Origin of the sequence: Aquamicrobium zhengzhouense, from assembly GCF_016124105.1 — a bacterium.
GTDB classification, from domain to species: domain Bacteria; phylum Pseudomonadota; class Alphaproteobacteria; order Rhizobiales; family Rhizobiaceae; genus Aerobium; species Aerobium zhengzhouense.
On the sequence record NZ_JADGMQ010000006.1, the window covers coordinates 153,883 to 179,185 of the forward strand.

Below are 25,303 nucleotides of genomic sequence, written 5' to 3' on the forward strand. Positions count from 1 at the left end.
GTGTGGGGATAGGCGCGCGGCAATGGAGGCGCTATGTCTCTTATGGCGTCAGCAGAAGGAAGATCAGATGAAATTCATTTCCGGCGCGGTGCGGCGATCCGCTATCGCAGCGGTTTTCATGACAGTGCCCGTCACTGCATTTTCCGAGCAGGCACCTACGATAGATCATTTCAGCCTCGACAATGGGCTCGAGGTTGTCGTTATCCCCGACCGGCGCGCGCCAGTTGTCACGCACATGTTGTGGTACAAGGTCGGCAGCGCGGATGAAGATCCCGGCAAGTCGGGCATCGCGCATTTCTTTGAGCACCTGATGTTCAAGGGTACGGCCAATCACGGCCCGGGTGAATTCTCCGCCCGCATCGCCGATGTCGGCGGTAGAGAGAACGCCTTCACCTCCTATGATTACACCGCTTATTTCCAGCAAGTGGCGCCGAGCGAACTCCGCACCATGATGGAGTTCGAAGCTGACCGCATGACCAATCTTGTCCTGACCGAGGAGGTCATCGGACCGGAGCGGGATGTCATCATCGAGGAGCGGAACTCTCGCGTCGAAAGCGATCCCTCCTCGCTGCTAAGCGAAGAAGTCAGCGCGACGCTCTATCAGAACCATCCTTATCGCATCCCCGTTATTGGCTGGATGCACGAGATCAAACAGCTCAATCGCGAAGACGCGATTGATTTCTACAAGCGCTATTACGCGCCGAACAATGCCGTGCTGGTGGTGGCAGGCGATGTCGATACCGCCGAAGTGCGTGAGATGGCGACCGACATTTACGGCGCGATCCCTCGCGGGCCTGACCTTGAAGAGCGCATCCGCCCGACAGAGCCTGAGCAGAACACCAAGCGCACTGTCGAACTCACCGATGCACGGGTGGCCGTGCCGAGCTTTTCGAAGCGCTGGGTGGTGCCTTCCTATCGGACCGCCGAGCCGGGCGAAGCCGAAGCTCTCGACATTCTGTCCGAAGTGCTGGGCGGCGGCATCCGCAGCCGGATCTATCAGGAGCTGATCGTCAAGCAGGGCATCGCCTCCTCGGCGGGGGCCTATTATCAGGGCACGTCGCTCGACGACACGAGCTTTGGCGTGTGGGGTTCACCACGCGGTGACGCCACCCTCGAACAGGTCGAGACAGCCATCGATGCCGAGATCGCCAAGATTGTGGCGGATGGCGTGACTGAAGAAGAAGTCGAAAAGGCGAAGAAACGCTATCTGCGCTCGATGATTTTTGCGCGCGACGACCAGTCAGGCATGGCTAGGATTTACGGCGCGGCACTCACCACCGGAAGCACGGTGGAAGACGTTGCCAACTGGACTGACAAGATCCGTGAGGTCACACCGGCAGCCGTTCAGCAGGCAGCAAAGAAATATCTCGACGAGCGACGTTCTGTTGCCGGGTATCTCCTGCCACAGGAGTCGAAATGATGGCTAGCACGAAGATGCAGATGAACTCCGGCCTCTCGCGCCTCTCCCAGTTTCTGGCGACGGTGCTACTGGCAGTGGCTTTCGTCACTATGCCCGCAATTCTGTCGGCGCGCGCTGCAGTCGACATTCAGGAAGTGAAATCGGACAGCGGCGTCACCGCCTGGCTGGTCGAGGATTACACGGTGCCGATCGTCACCGTCCGCTTTTCCTTCAAAGGAGGCAGCACGCAGGACCCTGCCGGGAAAGAGGGGCTCGCCAATCTGATGACCGGCCTGTTCGATGAGGGCGCGGGCGATCTTGATTCTGACGCGTTTCAAGAGCGTCTCGACGAGGTCGGGGCCGAGATGCGTTTCAGCGCTACTCGCGACTCCATCTACGGGGAGATGCGGATGCTGGCGGAAGAACGTGAAAACGCGTTCGAGCTTCTGCAATTGGCAGTGACCTCACCACGTTTTGATCAGGAGCCGGTGGATCGCATTCGCGGGCAGATCAACACCCGGATCCAGCGTGACATGCGCGACCCGAACTCTCTCGGGATGGAGAAGTTCGCTCAGGCGATCTATGGCGATCACCCCTATGCCCGGCGCTCCGACGGAACCATCGAGTCCCTCGGTTCGATCACGACCGATGATCTTCATGCGTTCCACAAGCGCATCTTCGCCCGCGGAAAGCTGAACGTTGCGGTTGTGGGTGCGATCGACGCGGAGACGCTTAAGAACGAGCTTGATCGTGTGTTCGGTTCGCTGCCCCAGGACCCGGACCTTACGAAGATCGATCGGATCCAGCCAAAGCTCGGTCAGCTGGTGAACTATCCCTACGATCTGCCGCAGGCGACGCTTCAATTCGTCTATCCGGGACTGGAGCGTGAAGATCCGGAATTCTTCCCGGCATTTATCATGAACCATGTTCTTGGCGGCGGCACATTCTCGTCCCGGCTGTTCAATGAGGTTCGTGAAAAGCGCGGGCTGGCTTATGGCGTCGGTTCCGGACTGCAGACTTCCGACTACGCCGACGCGCTGATCATCGGGACTTCCACGAGGGCGGACAGGGCTCAGGAGGCCCTTGATGTCCTGCGCGAAACGATCGCGAAGGTGGCAGACGAGGGCATTACTGATGAGGAACTTGCCACGGCAAAGACCTATCTGATCGGCGCGTATCCGATCAACAATCTCGACTCCTCAACTGCTGTCGCCAGCACCTTGCTTGAATTGCAACGGGACAAGCTTGGCATCGACTATATCGACCGCCGCGTCGGTTACATCGAGGGGGTGACGAAGCAGCAGGTCAAGGACGCAGCACAGCGGCTCCTGACCGCCGACCCGGCAATCCTCGTCGTCGGCCCCGAAATGCCGAAGGCGGAATGATGAGTGCGCAGGCGCACGATCCGACCTTCGCGGTTGCTTTTGGCGGGGGCGGCGCGCGTGGTCTTGCGCATATTCACATCGTTGAGGCGCTGGACGAACTTGGGATACGTCCAGTCGCCGTTGCAGGCTCGTCCATCGGTGCCATCATCGGAGCAGCGGTAGCTTCTGGTATGAGCGGCGTCGCCATCCGCGAGCACACGCTGGAAACGCTCGGCCATCCGACCGAGGTTGCGGCCCGGATGTGGCGCTCGCGACCTGAGCGAATGTCTGAAATGGTCACGAACGGCGGTCGGTTCGGGCAGTTCGATGTCGGGCGCATCCTGAAGGCGTTTCTGCCCGAGACCTTGCCAGAACGCTTTGAAGATTTGTTGATCCCGCTCGCGGTGACCGCGACGGATTTTTACGAGTATCAGGAGACAGTGTTTGAAAGCGGCGAATTGCTACCAGCAATAGCTGCTTCCGCGGCGGTGCCGGGTATCTTCAGCCCGGTAATTTGCGGCGATCAGCTTTTGATCGACGGCGGCATTTCAAACCCCGTGCCGTTCGACCTGCTGACAGAGAAGGCGGACATTGTCATCGCCATCGATGTGGTCGGAACGCCTTGTCGAGGAAAGAACGGAACGCCTGGCTCCATCGATCTTCTGCTTGGTGCAAGCCAGATCATGATGCAATCGATCACCGCGCTGAAATTGCGGCAGTCGCGTCCGCAGATCATGCTTCGACCGCCGGTTTCAAAGTTCAGGGTCATGGATTTCCTGAAGGTGCGTCAGGTCCTCGAAGAAACGCGAGAGCTCAGGGATGAGCTTAAATTCGCAGTCGAGAAAGCGGTCGCTCGGTTCGCTGGGGGAGAAGAGGCAGAGCCTTTGTCGCGGAGCTAGAAACAAGCTAGCCATTGCATCCCGAGGGACAGGGTCATAGATGGAGGGCATGTCCTGCCTGGCCCTTTTCGGGCGCAAATGAGAGTGACCATGAGCGGACCTATGAATTCAAGCAGCCTCGTTGATCTCGTGGCGCGTCTGGTCGAAGCTGGCCGCAAGGCAGGTGCCGACGCCTGTGATGCAGTTGCCATACGATCCCGCTCGACCAGTGTCTCTGTTCGCCTCGGCAAGGTGGAAGGCACCGAATCGTCGGAAAGCGATGACGTAGCTCTGCGCGTATTTGTTGGCCGCCGTGTCGCGAGCGTTTCTGCAAACGCATCTGCCGATGTCGACCGGCTCGCTGAGCGCGCTGTGGCAATGGCAGGTGCCTCACCCGAGGATCCTTTCCAGGGGCTGGCGGATGAAGCATTGCTGAGCCGCGCACCGAAGGACCTCGACCTGTTCGATTCAACGGAAGTTTCGGCAGAGCGACTGCGCGAGGACGCGCTCGAAATGGAAGACGCAGCGCTTTCTGTTTCCGGCGTTACCAATTCCGTTGGTGCCGGTGCGTCCGCAGGAATGGGCGGCCTGGTGCTCGCGACATCTCACGGTTTTCTCGGCCAGTACATGGCCACGCGCTTTACGCGTTCCGTCAGCGTCCTTGCAGGTGAGGGGACAGGCATGGAGCGCGATTACGATTATTCATCGCGCCTGCATTTTGCCGATCTGGATCAGGGCGCGGACATTGGCAAGCGGGCAGGCGAGCGGGCGGTCCGCCGGCTTGGCGCTCGCAAGGTCAAGACTGGCCCCGTAAACGTCATCTATGATCCACGTGTTGCCCGAGGCATTGCGGGACATCTGGCTGGTGCGATCAACGGCGCTTCCGTCGCGCGCAAGACGAGCTTCCTGCGCGATCGCATGGGGCAGCAAGTTACATCATCGGCAATCACCGTCACGGATGAGCCGCTCAAGGTTCGCGGCCAGTCCTCCCGGCCATTTGACGGCGAGGGCGTCGAGGGTCAGAAGCTGACGATGATCGACCGTGGGGTGCTAAACCACTGGTTCCTGTCCTCGTCCGCCGCGCGCGAACTCGGGCTTGTTACCAATGGTCGCGGTTCACGCTCAGCCTCATCGGTGTCGCCATCCTCGACCAACTTTACGATCGAGCCTGGCGATCAGTCGCCTGAGGACATGATCAAATCCCTGAAGACGGGCTTTTATGTCACCGAGGTTTTCGGCCAGGGTGTCGACATGGTCACTGGCGACTATTCCCGCGGCGCATCGGGTTTCTGGATCGAGAATGGCGAGCTTGCCTATCCGGTTGCGGAAGTCACCATCGCGGCCAATCTCAAGGACATGTTCCTGAACATGGTTCCGGCCAGCGATCTCGATCGGAACTTTGGCACCGCCGCTCCCACACTCCTGATTGAGGGCATGACGCTTGCCGGCGAATGACGCACTGACAGCTGATCTGGAAGCAGATCTGTGCCTTATACGTGACGCTGCGCGCGAAGGCGGCGAGATTGCGCTTCGCCATTTCCGCAACGATCCCGAGACCTGGCTGAAGGAGGGGGCGTCGCCGGTCAGCGAGGCGGACATTGCGGTCGATGATTTTCTGCGGCGCACGCTGCTTGAAGCGCGTCCCGACTATGGCTGGCTTTCGGAAGAAACCGCTGACAATCGCGAGCGCCTCCAGGCGCGCCGCACATTTGTGGTTGACCCCATCGACGGAACCCGCGCGTTTATCGAGGGCAAGATGACCTGGTGCGTGTCGATTGCCGTAGTTGAGAACGGGGTGTCGCTCGTTGGTGTTCTCGATTGTCCTGCCAAGCAGGAGATCTACGAAGCGTCGAAGGCTGGCGACGCCTTGTGCAACGGGAAGAAGATAAGCGTCTCGGTCCCGGGGCCAGCGCCGCGTGTAGCGGGGCCGAAGCCGATGATTTCGAATGCCCCTGGCTATATCCGCACCGGCCCGACCATGCCCTATGTTCCATCGCTCGCCTACCGTATCGCCATGGTGGCGAGCGGCGAGCTCGATGCGACCTTCGTAAAGCCCAATTCGCATGATTGGGATCTTGCGGCGGCGGATGTCATCTTGCGCCGCGCGGGCGGGCTTGTTCTCGATGCGGCTGGTGTGGCTCCGGCTTATGCGCGGGAAAATCCACGGCACGGCGCGCTGGTTGCCGGAAGTGGCAAGCTCCTGGCGGACATGGCGAACGTTATTTCCACCAAAACGCCTTAATGGTTTCAAATTAGGGCTATTTCTTCTAACTGGCTTCCAGCCTACAGGCACCGCCTGTATGGTCGGACAACTTTAACCACCTGACGGGCACGATTCATCATGGCCGATGAGACTGGTAACAAACAACTTCTGCATCTGGTTTTTGGCGGCGAACTTACGTCGCTTGCAGGCGTGAATTTTCGCGATCTGAAGGACCTCGATATTGTTGGCATCTTCCCGGACTACAAGTCTGCGGAAATTGCCTGGAAGGCGAAAGCGCAAGCCACTGTGGACAACGCGCATATGCGCTACTTCATCGTGCACTTGCATCGTCTGCTCGACCCGCAGACGGACTGAGGCAAGCACCTTCGGATGGATGAGACGAAACCGTCAACGGATGCGGCCGCGCTTTCGCAAAAGGAGCGCAGCAGCAAGCCGCGCCTTTTGAAACGCTTCTGGAAGAAGGTGCGGCATCCGCTGACCAAATCCAAGTTCGCACGAAATGTGCTGACTTATCTCATCATCTTCGCCGTCAAATTGGTCTACAAGACCAACCGTGTTGCCCCCGGCTCTGACAATGTCGAGCCGGTGATTGCGGCGCACACGCCTGCGATTGCGGCATTATGGCATGGGCAGCACCTTCTTGCGCCTGCATTCAACCCTCGCGAGAACAAGATGGTGGCGCTCTTCTCGCGCAGTGCCGATGCTGAATTGAATGCACGGGTCGCAGAGAAGCTGGGATTTGGCGTTGTGCGCGGATCTGGCGGTCGTCCCGACGCTGCGTCGGCAGGTAAAGGCGGAGCACGAGCGCTGATCGCGTTGAAGAGGACGCTCGATTCCGGGATGAATGTCGCGATGATCGCTGACATTCCGCATGGCACGCCTCGTTCTGCAGGGCTTGGCATTGTCACGCTGGCCAAGCACTCGGGCAGGCCAATCGTCCCGGTCGCCATCGCAACCAGTCGCCGCACGGTCCTTGAGAAGAGCTGGGACAAAACGACGATCAATCTACCATTCGGCAAGCAGGCGCTTGCACTTGGCGATCCGATATATGTGCCGGCAGAGGCCGATGAGGCGATGATGGAAGCTAAGCGCCTCGAGGTGACAGCTGCACTGAATGCGGCCACGACGCGTGCCTATCAACTGGTAGATGATCCACGATGAGCGAACGCTGGGCACGTTTCATTCTCTCCGCCTACCGGCTCGCGGGCGCCGCAGCCTATCCGATGATCGGCGGCTATGTGGCCTGGCGTGCTTCCAAAGGGAAGGAAGATCGCAGCCGCCGCCGTGAGCGCTATGGCCGGGCAGGTGTTGAGCGCCCGGAAGGACCGTTGATCTGGGTCCACGCGGCAAGCGTTGGCGAAACGATTGCGGTGACACCGCTGATCCGCGAAATCCGCAGTTTCGGCATCAACATCGTGCTGACGACAGGGACCGTGACCTCGGCGCAGGTCGTAGCCGAACGGCTCGGCGATACGGTCATCCATCAATACGTTCCGCTTGACCTCAAGCCGGCTATCAGCCGCTTCCTCGATCATTGGGCGCCGGATCTGGCGATCATTGCCGAATCCGAGATCTGGCCGATGACGATCATGGAACTGGGACGCCGTCGCGTTCCCCAGGTTCTTGTGAATGGACGCATGTCCGACAGGTCATTCGCCAGCTGGAGCCGCCGCGCTTATCTGGCCGAAGCACTTTTCGAAAACTTTGCGCATGTGATTGCGCAATCGGACACGGATGCGGAACGCTTCCGCGCCCTTGGTGCGCGGCCGGTTTCGGTGTCCGGAAACCTCAAGGTTGATACTGTGCCTCCGCCGGTAGACGAGGTTGAATTGCAGCGTTTCCGCCGGGCCATTGGCGCGCGCCGCGTCTGGGCCGCTGTCTCGACCCACGATGGCGAAGAAGATGCAGCGGCTGAGGTTCACCAGCGGGTCCGCTCGCGTCATCCCGACCTGTTGACAATCGTGGTGCCACGGCATCCGGATCGCGCAAACGCGCTTGCGGAGGCTTGGGCGGCCGGGGGGCTGACTGTTGCCCGCCGCAGCAAGGGTGACGAGATTACCGCTGACACCGACATCTTCCTTGGCGACACGATTGGCGAGATGGGGCTTTATCTGCGCCTGACGGAGATCGCTTTCGTCGGTCGTTCGCTGACGGGGCAGGGCGGGCAGAACCCGCTTGAACCGGCGATGTTGGGCACCGCAGTTCTGGCTGGCCGGAATGTCCAAAATTTCCGCGGGGCCTATCAGAAGCTGGCAGTGGCCGGTGCTGCGCGGTTTGTCCGCGACCAGGATGTTCTGGCCGGAGCGGTAAACTACCTCCTCATGAATGATGCCGAGCGCCAGAAGATGATGGCCGCCGGCATACAGGCAGTGGATGGCATGCGCGGCGCGTTAGCGAAGACGCTGCAGGCACTGCAGCCTTACATTGATCCCCTGATCGTCCAGTCCCGTCTGGGATCTGGCTCGAATGGACGCTAGCTGGCGATGGTGAGCGAAGCGCCGCCCTTCTGGTGGACCAAGGCCGATTGGCGCGCATGGGCGCTATGGCCGTTGTCGGCGATCTATGGTGCGGTTGCCCGTAAGCGCCTGCTCAATGCCAAGCGGGAGAAGGTTGCCGCCCCGGTTCTTTGCGTTGGCAATCTGACTGTCGGCGGGTCGGGTAAGACGCCGGTTGCAGTCGCGCTGGCGCTTGCCGCGCGGAACATGGGCCTTGAACCTGGAATCTTGTCGCGTGGACATGGCGGGTCGGTGGGGCAGCACCCCCATCTGGTCGATCCCGACCAGGACAGCGCCCGGTATGTGGGCGATGAGCCGTTGCTGCTGGCGCGCGCCGCGCCCGTAGCTGTCACCCCCGATCGCGCGGCGGGAGCTCGCCTGCTGATCAACCATGGCTGCAATTTCCTGATCATGGATGACGGCTTCCAGAGCGCGCGGATCCACATCGACTATGCATTGATCGTGATCGATGCACGGCGCGGCATTGGTAATGGGCACACCATTCCGGGAGGCCCGATGCGCGCACCGCTGATTGATCAGATGCGCTTTGCTGACGGCCTGTTGAAGATGGGCACGGGCAGTGCAGCTGATACGGTGGTTCGCAAGGCAGCCCGGGCAGGGCGTCCGTTCTTCCAGGCATCGGTACGCCCGCATTATCCCGAAGGGTTGTCGGGAACGCCTTGCCTTGCCTTTGCAGGGATCGGTGACCCGTCAAAATTCTTCGACACCGTTCGTGCGTCAGGCGCAGAACTGGTGGTCGAAAAGCCGTTCGGCGACCATCATTTCTTCAGCGAATTCGACGCTCAGGATCTGCTGTCGACCGCCGATGAAAAAGGGCTGCAGCTGGTTACGACAGCGAAGGACTACGTCCGTCTCGACCAATCCAGTCCGGCAATGCAGGCACTTCGCGAGCGAACCAAAGTGATCGAGATCGAGGCAGATTTCGAGCTGGAGAGAACGCCGCAGGCGATCATTCAGGCGACGCTCGATGCATGGCGTCGCCGCAGGTTGGCCGGATAAGCTCTCAGCCCTTGCGGCGCTGACGAAGCTCGGGGTTCATTTCGAGCTCGCGGTCGAGCGAAATTTCTGGCGTGGCGTAGGGCTCCTGCCGGGCGACGCTCCAATATTTCAACTCATCAAGCGGGATGATCTCGCCCGATACCGCACAGCGCACGAACGAACCGGGCGAGAGGACCTGAAAGTCGCCGTCCAGATAGCGGATTCGTGCTTCTTTGCCGCCGGGGCCTTCAAAACGGTTCATAGCTGCTCACCTTTCTGAGAGCCTTCCATCATCAAAGCGTCGCCTGGTCAAGCTTCGGCAGCAAACGTCTCCGTGTTACCGCCTGCCGAACAGCCGTTCGATGTCGGTCAGCTTGAGTTCAACATAGGTCGGCCTTCCGTGATTGCACGTGGCCGATCCCGGTGTCGCCTCCATCTGACGCAAAAGAGCGTTCATCTCCTCGGGGCGCAACCGCCGTCCGGACCGGACCGATCCATGGCAGGCCATGGTGGCAGCGATGGCGTTGAGGCGCTCGCTAAGTGTCTCGACTGTATCGTGCTCGGCGATCTCATCGGCCAGATCACGCACCAATTGCTGAACGTCGACTTCGCCAAGCATGGATGGGGTTTCGCGAACGGCTACCGCTCCGGGCCCGAACCGCTCGAGGCCGAGGCCGAATTTACGCAGCATCTCCGCATGGCCAGCCAGACGGTCGGCATCTTCCTCCGGCAGATCCACGATCTCAGGGAGCAGGAGCATCTGCGCAGGCATCGGGCGGGAAGCAAGCGCTTCCTTCAGCGCCTCATAGACGAGACGCTCATGTGCAGCATGCTGGTCGACGATGATGAGCGAATCTTCGGTTTGGGCGACGATGTAATTCTCGTGAACCTGAGCCCTCGCTGCTCCCAGCGGCAAGGACTTCACCTCAGCTGCAGGCTCGGCCATTCCGGCACGCGCGTCAGCTGTCGGTCGCATCGTCTCATCGAAGACGGCTTGCGCTGCTTCCGAAAACTCCATCGGGCGATGAAACGACGTCTGAGGATCAAAGCCAGGCGACGGCTGCGGCCTCCAGGCATAGCTGCTCGCTGTTCCCCCTGGACGGAAAGCGTCGACCATCGCGCTCGCTGCCGAGGTCGAGGGCCGTATGCCGGCCTGTGCCAAAGCCTGGCGGATCGACCCGACGAAGAGGCCGCGAATTAAGCCCGGATCGCGAAACCGGACATCGGCTTTGGCAGGGTGAACGTTAACGTCGACGAAGACCGGATCGACATTCAGAAAAAGCGCGGTGACCGCATGGCGATCGCGGGGGAGAACGTCCGCGTAGGCTCCGCGGATCGCTCCGGCCAGGGCCCGGTCGCGCACCGGGCGTCCGTTGACGTAAAGATACTGCATCAACGAATTGGCGCGGGTGAAGGAGGGGATCGATGCGAGGCCCGTTAGTTCGGCACCTTCTCGCATTGCCTCGATCCTCAGAGAGTTCTCGACGAATTCACGGCCCAGGATTTGCGCGACACGATCCTCGATCGTATCGCAAGCCGGCAGGTCGAGTGTCGACCTGTCAGTGCCCGAAAGCGTGAAGCGGACATGCGGAAAGGCGATAGCGATGCGTCGTACGAGTTCCGTGATCGCACCGGCTTCTGCCCGTTCTCCCTTCATGAACTTCAGCCGGGCGGGGGTCGCGTAAAACAGGTCCCTGACTTCGACCATGGTTCCACGATTTGCCGCCACAGGGCGAATCGCCGATACGCGGCCGCCCTCGATCACGATTTCATGGCCGCTGTCGGCTTCCGCCGTGCGGGATCGAATCGTCAGCTTGCCAACCGAACCGATCGACGGGAGGGCTTCGCCCCGGAAACCGAGCGACCGGATATCGTGGATGTCGTCGCCGAGCTTGGATGTGCAGTGGCGCTGAACCGACATTGCCAGATCGGTCTCATCCATGCCGCCGCCATTATCGGTGACCCGCAGCAGGGTGAGACCACCGCCCGCGGTCGCGATCTCGACACGGGTCGCCCCCGCATCAAGTGCGTTTTCCATGAGTTCCTTGACCACGCTGGCGGGGCGCTCGATGACCTCGCCAGCGGCGATCTGGTTGATGACGGTTTCGGAAAGGTGACGAATTTGCATTCGTCCATCCTAAGGGATTCGCCCGTTCGCGTCAGGCGTCTCGAAAGCTCATCAACCGCATCCTAGCCGCGCTTGGTGTAACCCTTCCCATAGTGCCGTTCGATCCGCGCCTGTATGAGTTCGAAACATATCGAGAGGGCCCAGTAGATGATCGCAGCCGCAATCAGCATTTCGAATACGCGGAAATCGCGGCGACCAATGATTTGCGCTGTGCGGGTGAGTTCCCAGACGCCCATGACCGAGACGAGCGATGAGTCCTTCAGCATGGCGATGAACTGGTTTCCCGTTGGCGGCACGATGAAGCGCATGGCCTGCGGGAAGATGATCTTGCGAAAGGTGAGCTTGCGATTGAGGCCGAGAGCGGCCGCCGCGTCATGCTGGCCCGGATGCACGCCGAGGATCCCGGCACGGAAGATCTCCGCGAGGTAGGCGCCGTAGCACAGGGACAATGCCAGAATACCGGATGGCACCGCGTTCAGGGCAAATTGCGGCCCAAGCTGCGGTAATCCGAGATAGATCACATAGACCTGCAAAAGCAGCGGCGTGCCACGGAAGAACGAGGTGTAGAAGGTGGATGCGGCATAGGCCAACCCGTTATCGGAAAGACGGGCAAGTGCTGCCGCCATTGCCAGAATGCAGGCAAAGGCGATGGAGATGAACGACACGTAAAGCGTCGTCACCGCACCGGTTGTGATCAGATAGACGAAGTTGGTTGTGCCATCCTGGCTGGTGGCGAACCATATGCCGAAGTCGCGGTCAAAGCTGCTGACGAAGGTGATGAACGCGACCAGCAATTCGACCCAGACGATCGGCACCTGAAACTTGAACGGCAACAGCCGAAGCAGAATGAGGTTGACCCAGAGCGCACCTGCAATTGCCAGCCCGGTTACTGCATGAAGGAAAAATCCGGGCTCGGTGCCTGGGCCGGTCGCACCTCCGGTCAGCGGAGCGATAAGTCCGCCAATGCGTGTACCCGCAAGCTGCATCCAGATGAGCAACGCGGCAAGGCAGGCGATGACCATGACTTCGGTTCTGGAAGGCTTGATGCGCTCCAGAATGGGGCGCGCGGGAATGTCCGCGCGCATCCCGTCTTCGACGGCTGTAGATGTCACGTTACTGAACCGTGGTCAGGTCAACGCCATACCACTTTTCAGACAGCGCCTTCAGCGTTCCGTCCTTGTGCATTTCGCCGACGATCTCTGCGATCTTGGCGTCGAATTCAGGATCACCCTTGTCGGTGGCAACCGCCAGCGGCTCGTAGAAAGCCGGTTCGCCGATGACTTTCATCGGGTAGCCGTTCTTGATCGCTTCCTGAATGGTAGGCAGTGCCGAGAATACCGCGTCGACGCGAACGCCGTCACCCAAGCGCAGATCATCAAACGCATTGGTGTCGGTTTCATAGGTCTTCAATTCGCCCGCCGTGACCTGATATTCGAAGGGAGGAGTTCCTTCCGCATCGATCACCAGATCCTTGAGGAGATAGGCGTCGTAGGTGCAGCCACCGCAGGTGCCGATAACTTTGCCGTTCAACTCTTCCAGCGAGGTGACGCTGGAATCGGTGTGAACCGCAAACGAGGCCGGGGTGTAATAGTAGATTGCGGGAAAGCTGAGCACCTGCGCGCGCGCCTTGGTCGGGGTTACCGAGCCAACGGAGATGTCCCAGCGACCAGACCAGCCGCCGGCGATGATGACTTCCCAAGCCGGCGTCTCAATGCCGAAATCAACGCCGAGGCGTTTGGCGATTTCCTTGCCCACATCGACGTCGAAACCATCCAATTCATTGGAGTCATTCAGGAAGGACTGTGGCGGATATTCGGGATCCGAGGACATTGTCAGCTTGCCGGTCTTCATGACCCGGTCAAGCGTCTCTCCCGCGAATGCAGGCGCGGCGAGCATTGCCACGGCCGCAGCGAGGACTGCCAGTTTGGTCTTCATCTGTTTAGCTCCCATTTTCCCGGGCTTCCCGCCCTTGTTGATTAATATTCCCCTGCGATTCTTATGTATGGCGGGCGCCTCCCGAGAGACGCCCGATTGTTCGATAAATTTTAGAAGAAGGCCTGCAGGCCGGTTTGTGCCCGGCCGAGGATCAGCGCATGGACGTCATGCGTGCCTTCGTAGGTGTTCACGGTTTCAAGGTTCTGCGCATGGCGCATGACCTGGTACTCGATCTGGATGCCGTTGCCGCCGTGCATGTCCCGGGCCATCCTGGCGATGTCCAGCGCCTTGCCGCAATTGTTGCGCTTCATGATGGAGATCATTTCCGGCGCGAACTTGCCTTCGTCCATGAGGCGGCCAAGACGCAGTGAACCCTGCAGGCCCAGTGCAATCTCCGTCTGCATGTCCGCCAGCTTCTTCTGGAAGAGCTGGGTCTGCGCGAGCGGGCGATTGAACTGCTTGCGGTCAAGGCCGTACTGGCGCGCGCGGAACCAGCAATCCTCGGCTGCGCCCATAACGCCCCAAGATATGCCGTAGCGTGCCCGGTTGAGGCAGCCGAACGGACCTTTGAGGCCGGAAACGTTCGGCAGGAGCGCGTCTTCTCCAACCTCGACATTGTCGAGCACGATCTCGCCGGTGATCGAAGCGCGCAGGCTGAGCTTGCCGCCGATCTTGGGCGCGGAAAGTCCCTTCAAGCCCTTGTCGAGGACAAAGCCCTTGATCTGGTTGTCGTGAGCCGCCGATTTTGCCCAGACGACGAAAACATCCGCGATCGGCGCGTTTGAGATCCACATCTTCGATCCGTGGAGGCGATAGCCGCCATCGATCTTCTCGGCGCGCGTCTTCATCCCGCCAGGATCGGAGCCTGCATCCGGTTCGGTCAGGCCAAAGCAGCCGATCCACTCACCCGACGCCAGCTTCGGCAGATATTTCTGACGCTGCTCCTCGGTGCCATAAGCGAAGATCGGGTGCATCACGAGCGATGACTGCACGCTCATCATTGAGCGATAGCCGGAATCGATACGCTCGACCTCACGGGCAACGAGGCCATAGGAAACGTATCCCGCGCCAACGCCGCCATACTCTTCCGGGATGGTGACGCCGAGCAGTCCGGATTCGCCCATCTCGCGGAAGATTTCCGGGTCGGTCCGTTCCTCAAGATAGGCTTCCTCGACGCGTGGGGCGAGCTTGTCCGCCGCAAATGCTGCCGCCGTATCACGGATCATGCGCTCGTCTTCGTTCAGCTGGTCGTCCAGCAGGAACGGATCTTCCCACGCAAAAGAGCCCATCTTGTCGTGGAACGCGGCATTCATGTTCATATACTCACCAGCAGAAAAGATAACTTCCGCCAGATTAAAGAGGTTGAGGCCGTTGGCAACCTGCTTGTTTGGCACAGACTGTCTTGAACCCGCTGGACCAGGCGTCTCAACCAACCATTAACCAGAGTTCATTCCGGTCGGCTCGTTGGGCTCGTCTTGTGCAGGCTATTAACCAGTAGCGGGCATTGTTCTCGCGGGCGTTGAAGCTGGGGCGAGGAAATGGCTGGGAAGAGACGTGAGCGGATCGGCTCCGATCAATTGATCACGTCGATCAAGGCCGCCTACTGGCTCGCGCTGATCATCATTGTGACCATGGCGATGGCAACCTATCTCATGCTGCAGGGCATGATGGCAGACCATCGACGTCAGGCTGAGGTCATCGCCCTTGTCGGGACACAAAAGGCGCTTTCACAGCGGATTGTGTTTCTCGCCAATTCGGCTTCGTTGAGGGAGCCGCAAAGGGCAGGTCCGGTAGTTGGCCTGCTGCGCGAAGCGACCACACAGTTTGATCGCAACAATGGCTGGCTGCTCAAGTGGCTGGAGACGAACAAGTCTCGTGCGATCGAAGACATATTCTACAATCGGCCGCACTTTCTTGAATTCTTCTCGGTAAATCTGGTCTCGAACAGCCAGAGGTTCATCGCGTCACTCGAAACGATGATGGGATTGCGGACCGGGCCATCAATTTACCATGGCGGCATTGAGAGAGCGCAATTGGACGAAGCCGGTGCCAGCGCCACCCTGAATGGTTTCGAGGCCTTGTTGTCCGAGCTGGAACTGCAATCGCAGGCCGGGCTTGATCGGATGCTGGCGATGCATCGCTACTTGTTTCTCGCGACCCTTGGCGTTGTCTGCCTGATTGCGCTTTTCATCTTCAAACCGATGACGGAGCTCATCCGCAAGCGAACGTCCGAACTGGTCGCAGCGCGGAATGCGATGGCTTATATTGCCGTGCATGATGGGCTTACGGGCCTGCACAATCGCAGCTTCATGCGCGAAAAGCTGGTGTCGCTCATAGATGATACTTTGAAGGGCGGGCGAACCCTTGCTGTCGTCCAGATAGACCTCGACCGCTTCAAGCAGGTCAACGATACGCTGGGGCATTCAGCCGGGGACTTTGTCCTTGCAACGACCGCCAGTCGCCTCAAGGCGAGGTGCCGTCCACAAGATCTGTGTGCCAGACTGGGAGGCGATGAGTTTCTGATTGCCCTGCCGGACGCGGGGAGCGCGGAAGATATAGAGCGCCAGGTTGGCCGGATACTGGAGGGAGTGAACCAGCCGATCATATTTGATGGCTCGACCATCCTTTGCCGTGCAAGCGCAGGTGTCGCGATCTGTCCGGCGCACGGTGCAAGTTCGGCTGATCTCGTCGTCCACGCAGATCTGGCGCTATATGCCGCGAAGAAGAATGACGGGGCTTCGGTCGAGTTTTTCTCCGACGAACTGCGTCGTGAACTTGAACACCGCCGTGCCCTTGAGGTCGATCTGGCTGATGCCGTCGCGCAAGATGCGTTTGAGGTCTATTTCCAGCCGCAGGTTTCGCTATCGACGGGACGCACGACCGGGGTCGAGGCCCTGGTGCGCTGGCAGCACCCAAAGCGCGGCCGGGTCTCGCCGGGAGAATTCATTCCTGTTGCTGAAAAAGCCGGCCTGATGCCCAGTCTCGGACGGATAGTCATGAGCAAGGCGATATTCCAGGCCGCGGCCTGGCATCGGGACGGGGTTGAATTCGGGCGCATCGCCATCAACGTTTCAGGGGCTGAACTGCGCCAGGCAGGCTTCACAAAGTTCTTGTTTTCGACCCTTGAGGCCGCGGGCTTGCCTGCCAATCGCGTGGCGCTCGAAATCGTCGAGTCGGTGATACTCGACGACGACAAGACCGGGCTGGGGGCGAAGCTGCGGGAGATCCGAATGGCGGGCGTAAGGCTTGAGCTTGATGACTTCGGGACCGGCTACGCATCACTGACGCATGTTGATCCAAAGGAAATCGACTGTCTGAAGATCGACAGGCGCTTTGTTCAAAAGATCGACGTCGACGCAGATCACGCCAAGATCGTCCGCGCGCTGACAGACCTTGCACGTTCGCTTGGTATTTCGGTCGTTGCAGAAGGCGCGGAAACGCAGGCCGAACTTTCGGCGCTCCTTTCACTTGGCTGCGATGAAGTTCAGGGCTTCGCGATCTCGTTCCCCATGCCCGCCGCAGAGGCGACCGAATGGCTGCAGTTGCGCCTGAAACGCAAGGGCGGAAAGAAGCGTCACCTGCTCGGATAAAGCGCCCGCTCAGTCCAGGCGGTACGGCACAGGCCCACGAAGGTTAGGATCGACGACCAGTCGGCGTTTCAGCGGCGGCACTGCGCGTTGCGGGCAGTTGACGCGCTCGCAGATGCGGCAGGAGATGCCGATCGGATCGAACGCCGCGCGGTTGTCGATGTCGAGATCATCTGCATAGACGAAGTCCCGCGCATGGGTGACCTCGCAGCCAACGGCGATCGCATAGCGTCGCTGCGGCGCTCGAAAACCGCCGCCGCCTTTGCTCAATTCAGTGGCAAGACAAAGATAGCGCACGCCGTCAGGTGTTTCGGCGAGCTGACGGATAATGCGGCCCGGTTGCTCGAAGGCCTGGTGGACGTTCCAGAGCGGACAGGCAGCGCCGAAGCGCGCAAATTGAAGCTTTGCGGCACTATGGCGCTTGGTGATGTTGCCGGCCCGGTCGATGCGCGCGAAGAAGATCGGAATTCCCTTGCGGCCGGGCCGTTGCAAGGTCGAGAGGCGATGGGAGATCTGCTCGATGCTGGCGCCGAACCGCATGGCGAGCAATTCCAGATCGTAGCGCAGGTCTTTAGCTGCTCCCATCAGCGCCTCGTAGGGCATCATCAATGCACCCGCGAAATAGTTCGCAAGCCCCATTTTGCAGATGTCTCTCGCCTCGGGCGTTCGAAATCCCGCCGTATCGGCAATTGTCTCAATGGTGGGCGCCAGCTCGATAGCTCCGATCTGAAACGCCGTCTGGAAGCTTCGGGTCGGGACCAGGGAGTAAGGATCGAGATGGAGCAGCTTCCGGTGCGGATCGTAGCGCCGCAGCGCCTGCTCGTCGGTGCTCGCGCGTGTGGTGCGTATGCCGTGCCGTTTCTCCAGATAGTCAGGCAACGCAACCGAGGGATCGCGCTCGGGTATCCCGAGTTTGGCGGCCAGATCTTCCGCAGCAACATCCAGTTCGTGAATGTAGTTGTCGACGAAATGGAAAAAGTCGCGCACTTCATCGTATGGGGTCGGTTCAGCGGCAGCGGACTTTCCCAGCGTGTCATCGACACTGGCAAGCTGTTCCGAATTTCGGCGGTAGGCTTCGTGTGCGGCGATCAGGGCGTGAGCGAAACCTGGCGCGTTCTGGACGACCAGTTTCAGTTCCTGAAGCGAGGGTCGCATCGTATCAAACAACGGATCGCTGATGGCCTCAGAAACCACGGAAAGCAGCCGCTCGCTCTCACCGGCGGAAAATTCTGTAATGTCGACGCGGAAATTTTCCGCGAGCGAAAGCAATACCCCCGCAGAAACCGAACGCTGATTGTTTTCGATCTGGTTGAGATAGCTGGTCGAGATCCCGATACGCTCAGCAAAGCGGGCTTGGGTCAGCCTGTTTGCCTCCCGCAGATCGCGTATTTTTCGTCCGATGAAGAGCTTGGGTCGTCGCATTTGCAAATTCGCATTTTACAATGTTGCGAATTGTACATTATGCAAGTGCGCCCGTTAAGGCTTTTCTCGCGCGTCTCCAAACGTTAATCGGGCTAGCCGGCTATTCATCCGATATAGTCGCAGTCGAATTTTCTATCTCGACTTTCCAGATGACCAATGACGAGGCTGCCCGCAATGCGTGAAATACTGGGACAACTGGCAGAGCGCCGCGCAAAGGCCTGGGAAGGCGGTGGAGAGAAGCGGATCGCCGCCCAGCATTCAAAGGGCAAGCTGACCGCTCGTGAGCGCATCGAGGTGCTGCTTGATGACGGTTCATTTGAAGAATTCGACATGTATGTCACGCATCGTGCCGTCGATTTCGGTATGGCCGCGCAGCAATATCCGGGCGATGGTGTCGTCACCGGCTGGGGCACGATCAACGGGCGCATGGTCTACGTCTTCTCGCAGGACTTCACCGTGCTCGGCGGCTCGCTGTCTGAGACTCACGCACAAAAGATTTGCAAGATCATGGACATGGCGATGCGCAACGGCGCGCCGGTTATCGGTCTGAACGATTCGGGCGGCGCACGCATTCAGGAGGGTGTCGCGTCACTGGCTGGCTACGCTGAAGTCTTCCGGCGCAATTCCGAAGCCTCGGGCGTCATTCCGCAGATTTCGGTGATCATGGGCCCCTGCGCCGGCGGTGCGGTCTATTCGCCGGCGCTGACCGACTTCATCTTCATGGTGCGCGACTCGTCCTACATGTTCGTGACCGGCCCCGACGTCGTGAAGACGGTGACCAACGAAATCGTCACCGCTGAAGAGCTCGGCGGCGCACGCACGCATACGCAAAAGTCATCGGTTGCGGACGGCGCATACGACGACGACGTCGAGACGCTGGAGCAGGTTCGGCGCCTGTTCGACTTCTTGCCACTGTCGAACCGCGAGAAGCCGCCGGTGCGTCCGTTCCATGACGATCCAGCGCGTGTCGACATGAAGCTCGACACGCTGATCCCGGATTCGGCCAACAAGCCGTACGACATGAAGGAACTGATCCTCGCACTGGCAGACGAGGGCGATTTCTTCGAAATCCAGGAAGCCTATGCGAAGAACATCATCACCGGCTTCATGCGCATGGAAGGACAGACGGTGGGCGTCGTCGCCAACCAGCCGATGGTTCTGGCGGGCTGCCTCGACATCGACTCGTCGCGCAAGGCCGCGCGCTTCGTGCGCTTCTGCGACGCGTTCAACATTCCGATCCTGACGCTGGTAGACGTGCCGGGGTTCCTGCCGGGGACCGCGCAGGAATATGGCGGCGTCATCAAGCATGGCGCAAAGCTGCTGTTTGCATATTCGCAGGCGACAGTGCCGATGGTGACGCTGATTACCCGCAAGGCCTATGGCGGCGCCTATGACGTGATGGCTTCGAAGCACATTGGCGCGGACATCAACTACGCCTGGCCGACCGCTGAGATCGCGGTGATGGGTGCCAAGGGCGCGACCGAAATTCTCTATCGCTCAGAACTGGGCGATCCGGAGAAGATCGCGGCGCGCACCAAGGAATATGAAGTCAATTTCGCCAACCCGTTCAAGGCGGCAGAGCGCGGCTTCATCGACGAGGTGATCATGCCGCATTCGTCCCGCCGCCGTATTGCCAGGGCCTTCGCTGCGCTTCGCACGAAGAAGCAGGAGCAGCCCTGGAAGAAGCACGATACGATGCCGCTTTAATCGGGAACGCATCGAATGAGAAAGCCCAAGCTAACCCCTGAAGCTGCTCGTGAGGATCATCGCCAGATGCTGATCCAGCTCGCGTTGAATGCGGCCGGAGGGGCGCTGATCGGCGTGCTGGCGGCGGTTGCGATCATATGGCTCGACATTGCGGGATTAGGCACACGCATCGGACGCGCCTCGAACCCGATCATCCCGGCGCTTTTGTTGATCATACCGTTCGCCTCGGTTTTCGGGGGTGTCGTGGCCGCCTCGTTCATCATCTCGCTGCCCTACAAGAAGAAGTTCAGGGATTGAGCCGGTGAGGAACGACCGCCTGCACGTTCGGAAGAACAGGCGCACGAAATGATGCCGGTATCTGGCCGACAAGACGATGCAATGTCCCCAACCAATTCAACATCGGCATGGGCTGAGGAAATTTGACTGATGGCTAAGCTGCCTGAGATGACGAAGCACCGCGGTTTTCCCTCCGGAATGCCGGGCACCGGTTACCAGTTCACCATCCGCCGTGCGAACCCGAAGGGGGTGACGCCGATCAAGGCGCTGCCGCGCAGGGCACGCAAGGGTTCGCCCGAATACATGGTCGACGCCGCGTTCCTGCATGCGCTCTGGCACCACTTTGGTGACGAGCCCTTCGAGCGTGGCAATCTTGATGCTGGCCGGTTGAACTATCTGTTTGGCCGCGAAGTCGTAGCGGCCGATCCCGATTTTGACCCGACCTCCTATGAAGCCATGCTTCGCATCGACGAAGCCGTTGGCCGCTCGACGATGCCCGAGGCGTTTGAGGACGTGATGGAGATCTGAGATGTTCAAGAAAATCCTCATCGCCAATCGCGGCGAAATCGCCTGCCGCGTTATCCGCACCGCCAAGAAGCTCGGCATCAAGACGGTGGCCGTCTATTCGGACGCGGACCGAGAAGCGCTGCATGTGAAGCAGGCCGACGAGGCGATCCATATCGGCCCCGCCCCGTCGAACCAGTCCTACATCGTCATCGACAAGATCATCGACGCGATCCGCCAGTCGGGCGCAGATGCGGTTCATCCGGGCTACGGCTTCCTGTCGGAAAACTCCAAGTTCGCCGAGGCGCTGGAGAAGGAAGGCGTTGCCTTCATCGGCCCACCGGTCGGCGCGATCGAGGCGATGGGCGACAAGATCACGTCGAAGAAGCTGGCGGCGGAAGCCGGCGTCTCAACCGTGCCAGGCCATATGGGCCTGATCGAAGATGCGGATGAAGCCGTGCGCATCGCTTCCTCGATCGGCTATCCGGTGATGATCAAGGCGTCCGCCGGCGGTGGCGGCAAGGGCATGCGCATTGCCTGGAACGACGAGGAAGCCCGCGAAGGGTTCCAGTCGTCGAAGAACGAAGCGAAGTCATCGTTTGGCGATGACCGCATTTTCATCGAAAAGTTCGTAACCCAGCCGCGCCACATTGAAATTCAGGTGCTGGGCGACAAGCACGGCAATGTGATCTATCTCGGCGAGCGCGAATGCTCGATCCAGCGCCGCAACCAGAAGGTCGTCGAAGAAGCGCCGTCGCCTTTCCTTGATGAAGCGACCCGCAAGGCGATGGGCGAACAGGCTGTGGCGCTCGCCAAGGCCGTTGGCTACCACTCGGCTGGTACGGTCGAGTTCATCGTCGATGGCGATCGCAATTTCTACTTCCTCGAGATGAACACGCGTCTGCAGGTTGAGCATCCGGTGACGGAACTCATTACCGGCATCGACCTCGTTGAAGAGATGATCCGCGTCGCTGCTGGCGAGAAGCTGAAGATTGCCCAAGACGACGTGAAGCTCGACGGCTGGGCGATCGAAAGCCGACTTTACGCCGAAGATCCGTATCGCAACTTCCTGCCGTCGATTGGCCGCCTGACGCGCTACAATCCGCCGGAAGAAGGCTCGCACGACAACGGCACGATCATCCGCAACGACACCGGCGTGTTCGAAGGCGGCGAGATCTCGATGTATTACGATCCGATGATCGCCAAGCTCTGCACCTGGGCCCCGACCCGGGACAAGGCGGTCGCGGCGATGTCGCAGGCGCTGGACGATTTCGAGGTCGAAGGCATCGGCCACAATTTGCCGTTCCTCTCCGCCGTCATGGAGCACCCGCGCTTCCAGGCTGGAACGATCACGACCGCCTTCATTGCAGAAGAGTGGCCGGAGGGTTTTGCGGGCGTCGAGCCGAATGCGGACCAGGCGAAGGTGCTGGCCGCCGTGGCGGCGCTGATCAACCATCGCCTGCAAAAGCGCGCTGTGCTGATTTCGGGCGTACTCGCCAACCACCCGCGCAAGGTCGGCCGCGATTGGTCGGTCAAGCTGAACGGGTCCGGCGATTTCCCGGTCACGGTCAAGGAAGACGGCAGCAAGCTCGTCGTCGGCTTTGACGATGACACGTCGCTCGCTATCTCTTCCGACTGGCTGCCGGGTCGTAGCCACGCACACTTCAACGTCGGCACCCATCGCGTTGGCGTAAAAGTGCAGCAGAACGGATCGTCGCTGCGCCTGCGCTGGCAGGGCATTGATGTGAAGGCCTATGTGCGCACGCCGCGCGTCGCTGAACTTGCCTGCCTGATGCCAGAAAAGCTGCCGCCAGACACGTCGAAGATGCTGCTCTGCCCGATGCCGGGTGTCATCACCTCGGTCGCGGTCAAGGAAGGCGACGAGGTCCAGGAAGGCCAGGCGCTCGCCACCGTCGAAGCGATGAAGATGGAAAACGTTCTTCGCGCCGAACGCCGCGGCACCGTCAAAAAAGTCGCCGTCGAACCAGGGGCAAGCCTTGCGGTTGATGAACTCATCATGGAGTTCGAATGATGCGTGGGGTCACCCCCACCCCTAACCCCTCCCCACAAGGGGGAGGGGAATTTTCTGTGCCGAGCGCCTGGCGCAAACAGTCCCAGATTTCGCGAGACATCAAGGTTTCCCTCCCCCTTGTGGGGAGGGCTAAGGGGTGGGGGTCTACAGCCGCCCAGCCGTCCAATCTGTAGGCTCGCAGGAGGTTTTCATGACCAATCCCGATATCGAAAAGTGGCGTGCGCTGGCTGAGAAGGAAGTGAAGCGCGATCCGGATAATTTGGTGTGGGAGACGCCGGAGGGTATTCCGGTCAAGCCGCTCTACACGGCGGATGATCTGCAGGGCATCGGCCATCTCGACAGTCTGCCGGGCTTGAAGCCGTTTGTGCGTGGGCCGCGTGCGACCATGTATACGGGCCGTCCGTGGACGATCCGCCAATATGCCGGTTTTTCCACCGCGGAAGCGTCGAATGCGTTTTATCGCAAGGCGCTGGCGGCTGGTCAGCAGGGCGTGTCGGTTGCCTTCGATCTTGCCACCCACCGCGGCTATGACAGCGACCATCCGCGCGTGGTTGGCGATGTCGGCAAGGCGGGCGTCGCGATCGATTCCGTCGAGGACATGAAGATCCTCTTCGATGGCATCCCGCTCGGCGACATCTCCGTCTCGATGACCATGAACGGCGCGGTGATCCCGATCCTCGCTTCGTTCATCGTCGCCGGTGAAGAGCAGGGCGTTTCGCGCGACAAGCTTTCGGGGACCATTCAGAACGACATTCTGAAGGAGTTCATGGTCCGCAACACCTACATCTACCCGCCAGAGCCTTCGATGCGCATCGTTGCCGATATCATCGAATATACGGCCAAGGAGATGCCAAAGTTCAACTCGATCTCGATCTCCGGCTATCACATGCAGGAGGCCGGGGCGACGCTGGTGCAGGAGCTGGCCTTCACGCTGGCGGACGGGCGCGAATATGTGCGCGCGGCGTTGAAGAAAGGCCTGAACGTCGACGAATTCGCTGGCCGCCTGTCGTTCTTCTTTGCCATTGGAATGAACTTCTTCATGGAAGCCGCAAAGCTGCGCGCGGCGCGTCTTCTGTGGACGCGCATCATGGAAGAGTTTGAGCCGAAGAAGCCGTCGTCGCTGATGCTGCGGACACACTGCCAGACCTCTGGCGTATCACTGCAGGAACAGGACCCGTACAACAACGTCATCCGCACCGCTTATGAAGCGCTGTCGGCGGCGCTCGGCGGAACCCAATCGCTGCACACCAATGCGCTCGACGAAGCGATTGCGCTGCCGACCGAATTCTCGGCGCGCATCGCTCGTAACACCCAGCTGATCCTGCAGCATGAGACGGGCGTGACCAAGGTTGTCGACCCGCTCGCCGGCTCCTACTATGTCGAGAGCCTGACCAACGAACTCGCCGAAAAGGCTTGGGCGCTGATGGAGGAAGTCGAGGCGATGGGCGGCATGACCAAGGCGGTCAATGACGGCCTGCCGAAGCGCCTGATCGAGGAAGCGGCAACGCGCAAGCAGGCTGCGATCGACCGTGGCGATGAGGTCATCGTCGGCGTCAACAAGTACCGCCTAGAGAACGAAGACGATCTCGACATTCTCGACATCGACAATGCCGCCGTGCGCAATGCGCAGATCGCGCGCATCGAAAAGGTGCGTCGCCAGCGCGATCCGAAGCGTTGGGAAGAAACGCTGAACGCGCTGCGCGAGGTTGCGCGCTCAGGCGAGGGCAACATTCTCGAAGCTGCCGTTGAGGCTGCGCGTGCCCGCGCGACGCTCGGCGAAATCTCGGATGCGCTGCGCGAAGCCTTTGGCGACCATGCGGCCGTGCCGAAGGTTGTCTCGAAGGTCTACGGCGCGGCCTATGAAGGCGAGCCGGAATACAAGACGCTGGTTGGCCGCCTCGATGAACTCGCAACCACTATGGGCGAGCGCCCCAAGATTCTGGTTGCGAAGCTTGGTCAGGACGGCCATGACCGCGGCGCGAAGATCATTGCGTCGGCATTCGGTGACATCGGCTTTGATGTTGTGGCAGGCCCGCTGTTCCAGACGCCGGACGAGGCGGCTGACCTTGCCGTTGAAAGCAAGGTTCATGTCGTCGGCATGTCCTCACTTGCAGCGGGTCACAAGACGCTTGCTCCCCAGCTTGTTGATGCACTGAAGTCGCGGGGCGCGACCGATGTCATCGTCGTCGTCGGCGGCGTCGTCCCACGGCAGGACTATCAGTACCTGCTGGACAAGGGCGTCGCCGCGGTATTCGGGCCAGGCACCAATGTGCTTGATGCCGCAAGAGCGGTGCTCGACCTGATGGAGGGCAAGCGCAGAAACGCGTAGGGCCGCCCGGTTGGGCGGCTTCAT

General features: G+C 60.2%; 21 protein-coding genes. 15 read left to right on the top strand and 6 right to left on the bottom strand.

Translation table 11 applies throughout. From position 1 onward, the window contains the following. Positions 1-118: 118 nt before the first annotated feature. From IOD40_RS10770 to lpxK, 9 genes are all read left to right on the top strand, one after another. Positions 119-1,420 (top strand): M16 family metallopeptidase, encoded by a 1,302-nt coding sequence (locus IOD40_RS10770; RefSeq protein ID WP_233713944.1) that lies wholly within the window; start codon positions 119-121, stop codon positions 1,418-1,420. Continuing rightward, a complete protein-coding gene (locus IOD40_RS10775) occupies positions 1,420-2,784 on the top strand; it encodes a M16 family metallopeptidase (protein WP_233713941.1) in 1,365 nt (454 codons plus the stop codon). The genes IOD40_RS10770 and IOD40_RS10775 overlap by 1 nt, the downstream gene beginning before the upstream one ends. Next, a complete protein-coding gene (locus IOD40_RS10780; RefSeq protein WP_198476547.1) occupies positions 2,784-3,662 on the top strand; it encodes a patatin-like phospholipase family protein in 879 nt (292 codons plus the stop codon). Before IOD40_RS10775 ends, IOD40_RS10780 begins: the two co-directional genes overlap by 1 nt. Before the next feature lie 90 nt (positions 3,663-3,752). After that, the gene (locus IOD40_RS10785; protein WP_198476548.1) at positions 3,753-5,096 is read left to right on the top strand and encodes a TldD/PmbA family protein; all 1,344 of its coding nucleotides are present in this window, start codon (positions 3,753-3,755) and stop codon (positions 5,094-5,096) included. Further along, complete coding sequence (locus tag IOD40_RS10790) at positions 5,083-5,883, top strand: 3'(2'),5'-bisphosphate nucleotidase CysQ (RefSeq protein ID WP_198476549.1); 801 nt, start codon at positions 5,083-5,085, stop codon at positions 5,881-5,883. The genes IOD40_RS10785 and IOD40_RS10790 overlap by 14 nt, the downstream gene beginning before the upstream one ends. A 99-nt stretch (positions 5,884-5,982) precedes the next feature. Continuing rightward, positions 5,983-6,219, top strand: coding sequence for a DUF4170 domain-containing protein (locus IOD40_RS10795; protein WP_198476550.1), 237 nt, complete (start codon positions 5,983-5,985; stop codon positions 6,217-6,219). 15 nt (positions 6,220-6,234) lie between these two features. Beyond that, the gene (locus IOD40_RS10800; RefSeq protein WP_198476551.1) at positions 6,235-7,026 is read left to right on the top strand and encodes a lysophospholipid acyltransferase family protein; all 792 of its coding nucleotides are present in this window, start codon (positions 6,235-6,237) and stop codon (positions 7,024-7,026) included. After that, entirely contained in the window at positions 7,023-8,342 is a 1,320-nt protein-coding gene (waaA, locus tag IOD40_RS10805; protein ID WP_198476552.1) for a lipid IV(A) 3-deoxy-D-manno-octulosonic acid transferase, read from the top strand. The genes IOD40_RS10800 and waaA overlap by 4 nt, the downstream gene beginning before the upstream one ends. Positions 8,343-8,348: 6 nt before the next feature. Beyond that, positions 8,349-9,380: a tetraacyldisaccharide 4'-kinase gene (gene lpxK, locus IOD40_RS10810; protein ID WP_198476553.1), complete on the top strand. Its 1,032-nt coding sequence runs from the start codon at positions 8,349-8,351 to the stop codon at positions 9,378-9,380. Between the two features lie 4 nt (positions 9,381-9,384). Here lpxK and IOD40_RS10815 read toward each other — a convergent pair whose 3' ends face one another. The 5 genes from IOD40_RS10815 to IOD40_RS10835 form a co-directional block, all read right to left on the bottom strand. After that, positions 9,385-9,621 carry a DUF2093 domain-containing protein gene (locus IOD40_RS10815; protein ID WP_198476554.1) on the bottom strand — a complete coding sequence of 79 codons (237 nt, stop codon included), beginning with the start codon at positions 9,619-9,621 and terminating at the stop codon, positions 9,385-9,387. A gap of 75 nt (positions 9,622-9,696) precedes the next feature. Then, positions 9,697-11,487, bottom strand: coding sequence for a DNA mismatch repair endonuclease MutL (mutL, locus tag IOD40_RS10820; RefSeq protein ID WP_198476555.1), 1,791 nt, complete (start codon positions 11,485-11,487; stop codon positions 9,697-9,699). Between the two features lie 62 nt (positions 11,488-11,549). Continuing rightward, on the bottom strand, positions 11,550-12,599 hold the full coding sequence (locus IOD40_RS10825; RefSeq protein ID WP_325099711.1) for an amino acid ABC transporter permease: 1,050 nt from the start codon (positions 12,597-12,599) through the stop codon (positions 11,550-11,552). A gap of 1 nt (position 12,600) precedes the next feature. After that, positions 12,601-13,422, bottom strand: a complete 822-nt coding sequence (locus IOD40_RS10830; RefSeq protein WP_198476556.1) for a transporter substrate-binding domain-containing protein — start codon at positions 13,420-13,422, stop codon at positions 12,601-12,603. A 110-nt stretch (positions 13,423-13,532) separates the two neighbouring features. Next, positions 13,533-14,711 carry an acyl-CoA dehydrogenase gene (locus tag IOD40_RS10835; protein WP_198476595.1) on the bottom strand — a complete coding sequence of 393 codons (1,179 nt, stop codon included), beginning with the start codon at positions 14,709-14,711 and terminating at the stop codon, positions 13,533-13,535. Positions 14,712-14,960: 249 nt separating this feature from the next. Between IOD40_RS10835 and IOD40_RS10840 the strand changes: the two genes are divergently transcribed. Next, positions 14,961-17,012 (top strand): putative bifunctional diguanylate cyclase/phosphodiesterase, encoded by a 2,052-nt coding sequence (locus tag IOD40_RS10840; protein ID WP_198476557.1) that lies wholly within the window; start codon positions 14,961-14,963, stop codon positions 17,010-17,012. Between the two features lie 9 nt (positions 17,013-17,021). Here IOD40_RS10840 and IOD40_RS10845 read toward each other — a convergent pair whose 3' ends face one another. After that, on the bottom strand, positions 17,022-18,431 hold the full coding sequence (locus IOD40_RS10845; RefSeq protein WP_198476558.1) for a helix-turn-helix domain-containing protein: 1,410 nt from the start codon (positions 18,429-18,431) through the stop codon (positions 17,022-17,024). 174 nt (positions 18,432-18,605) lie between these two features. Between IOD40_RS10845 and IOD40_RS10850 the strand changes: the two genes are divergently transcribed. The 5 genes from IOD40_RS10850 to scpA all read left to right on the top strand — a co-directional run bounded on the left by IOD40_RS10850 (position 18,606) and on the right by scpA (position 25,279). After that, on the top strand, positions 18,606-20,138 hold the full coding sequence (locus tag IOD40_RS10850) for an acyl-CoA carboxylase subunit beta (RefSeq protein WP_198476559.1): 1,533 nt from the start codon (positions 18,606-18,608) through the stop codon (positions 20,136-20,138). A gap of 15 nt (positions 20,139-20,153) precedes the next feature. Next, positions 20,154-20,435 carry a hypothetical protein gene (locus IOD40_RS10855; protein ID WP_198476560.1) on the top strand — a complete coding sequence of 94 codons (282 nt, stop codon included), beginning with the start codon at positions 20,154-20,156 and terminating at the stop codon, positions 20,433-20,435. A 129-nt stretch (positions 20,436-20,564) separates the two neighbouring features. Beyond that, a complete protein-coding gene (locus tag IOD40_RS10860; RefSeq protein ID WP_198476561.1) occupies positions 20,565-20,942 on the top strand; it encodes a hypothetical protein in 378 nt (125 codons plus the stop codon). A gap of 1 nt (position 20,943) precedes the next feature. After that, positions 20,944-22,950, top strand: coding sequence for an acetyl-CoA carboxylase biotin carboxylase subunit (locus IOD40_RS10865; RefSeq protein ID WP_198476562.1), 2,007 nt, complete (start codon positions 20,944-20,946; stop codon positions 22,948-22,950). A gap of 190 nt (positions 22,951-23,140) precedes the next feature. Beyond that, entirely contained in the window at positions 23,141-25,279 is a 2,139-nt protein-coding gene (gene scpA, locus IOD40_RS10870) for a methylmalonyl-CoA mutase (RefSeq protein WP_198476563.1), read from the top strand. Positions 25,280-25,303 lie beyond the last annotated feature (24 nt).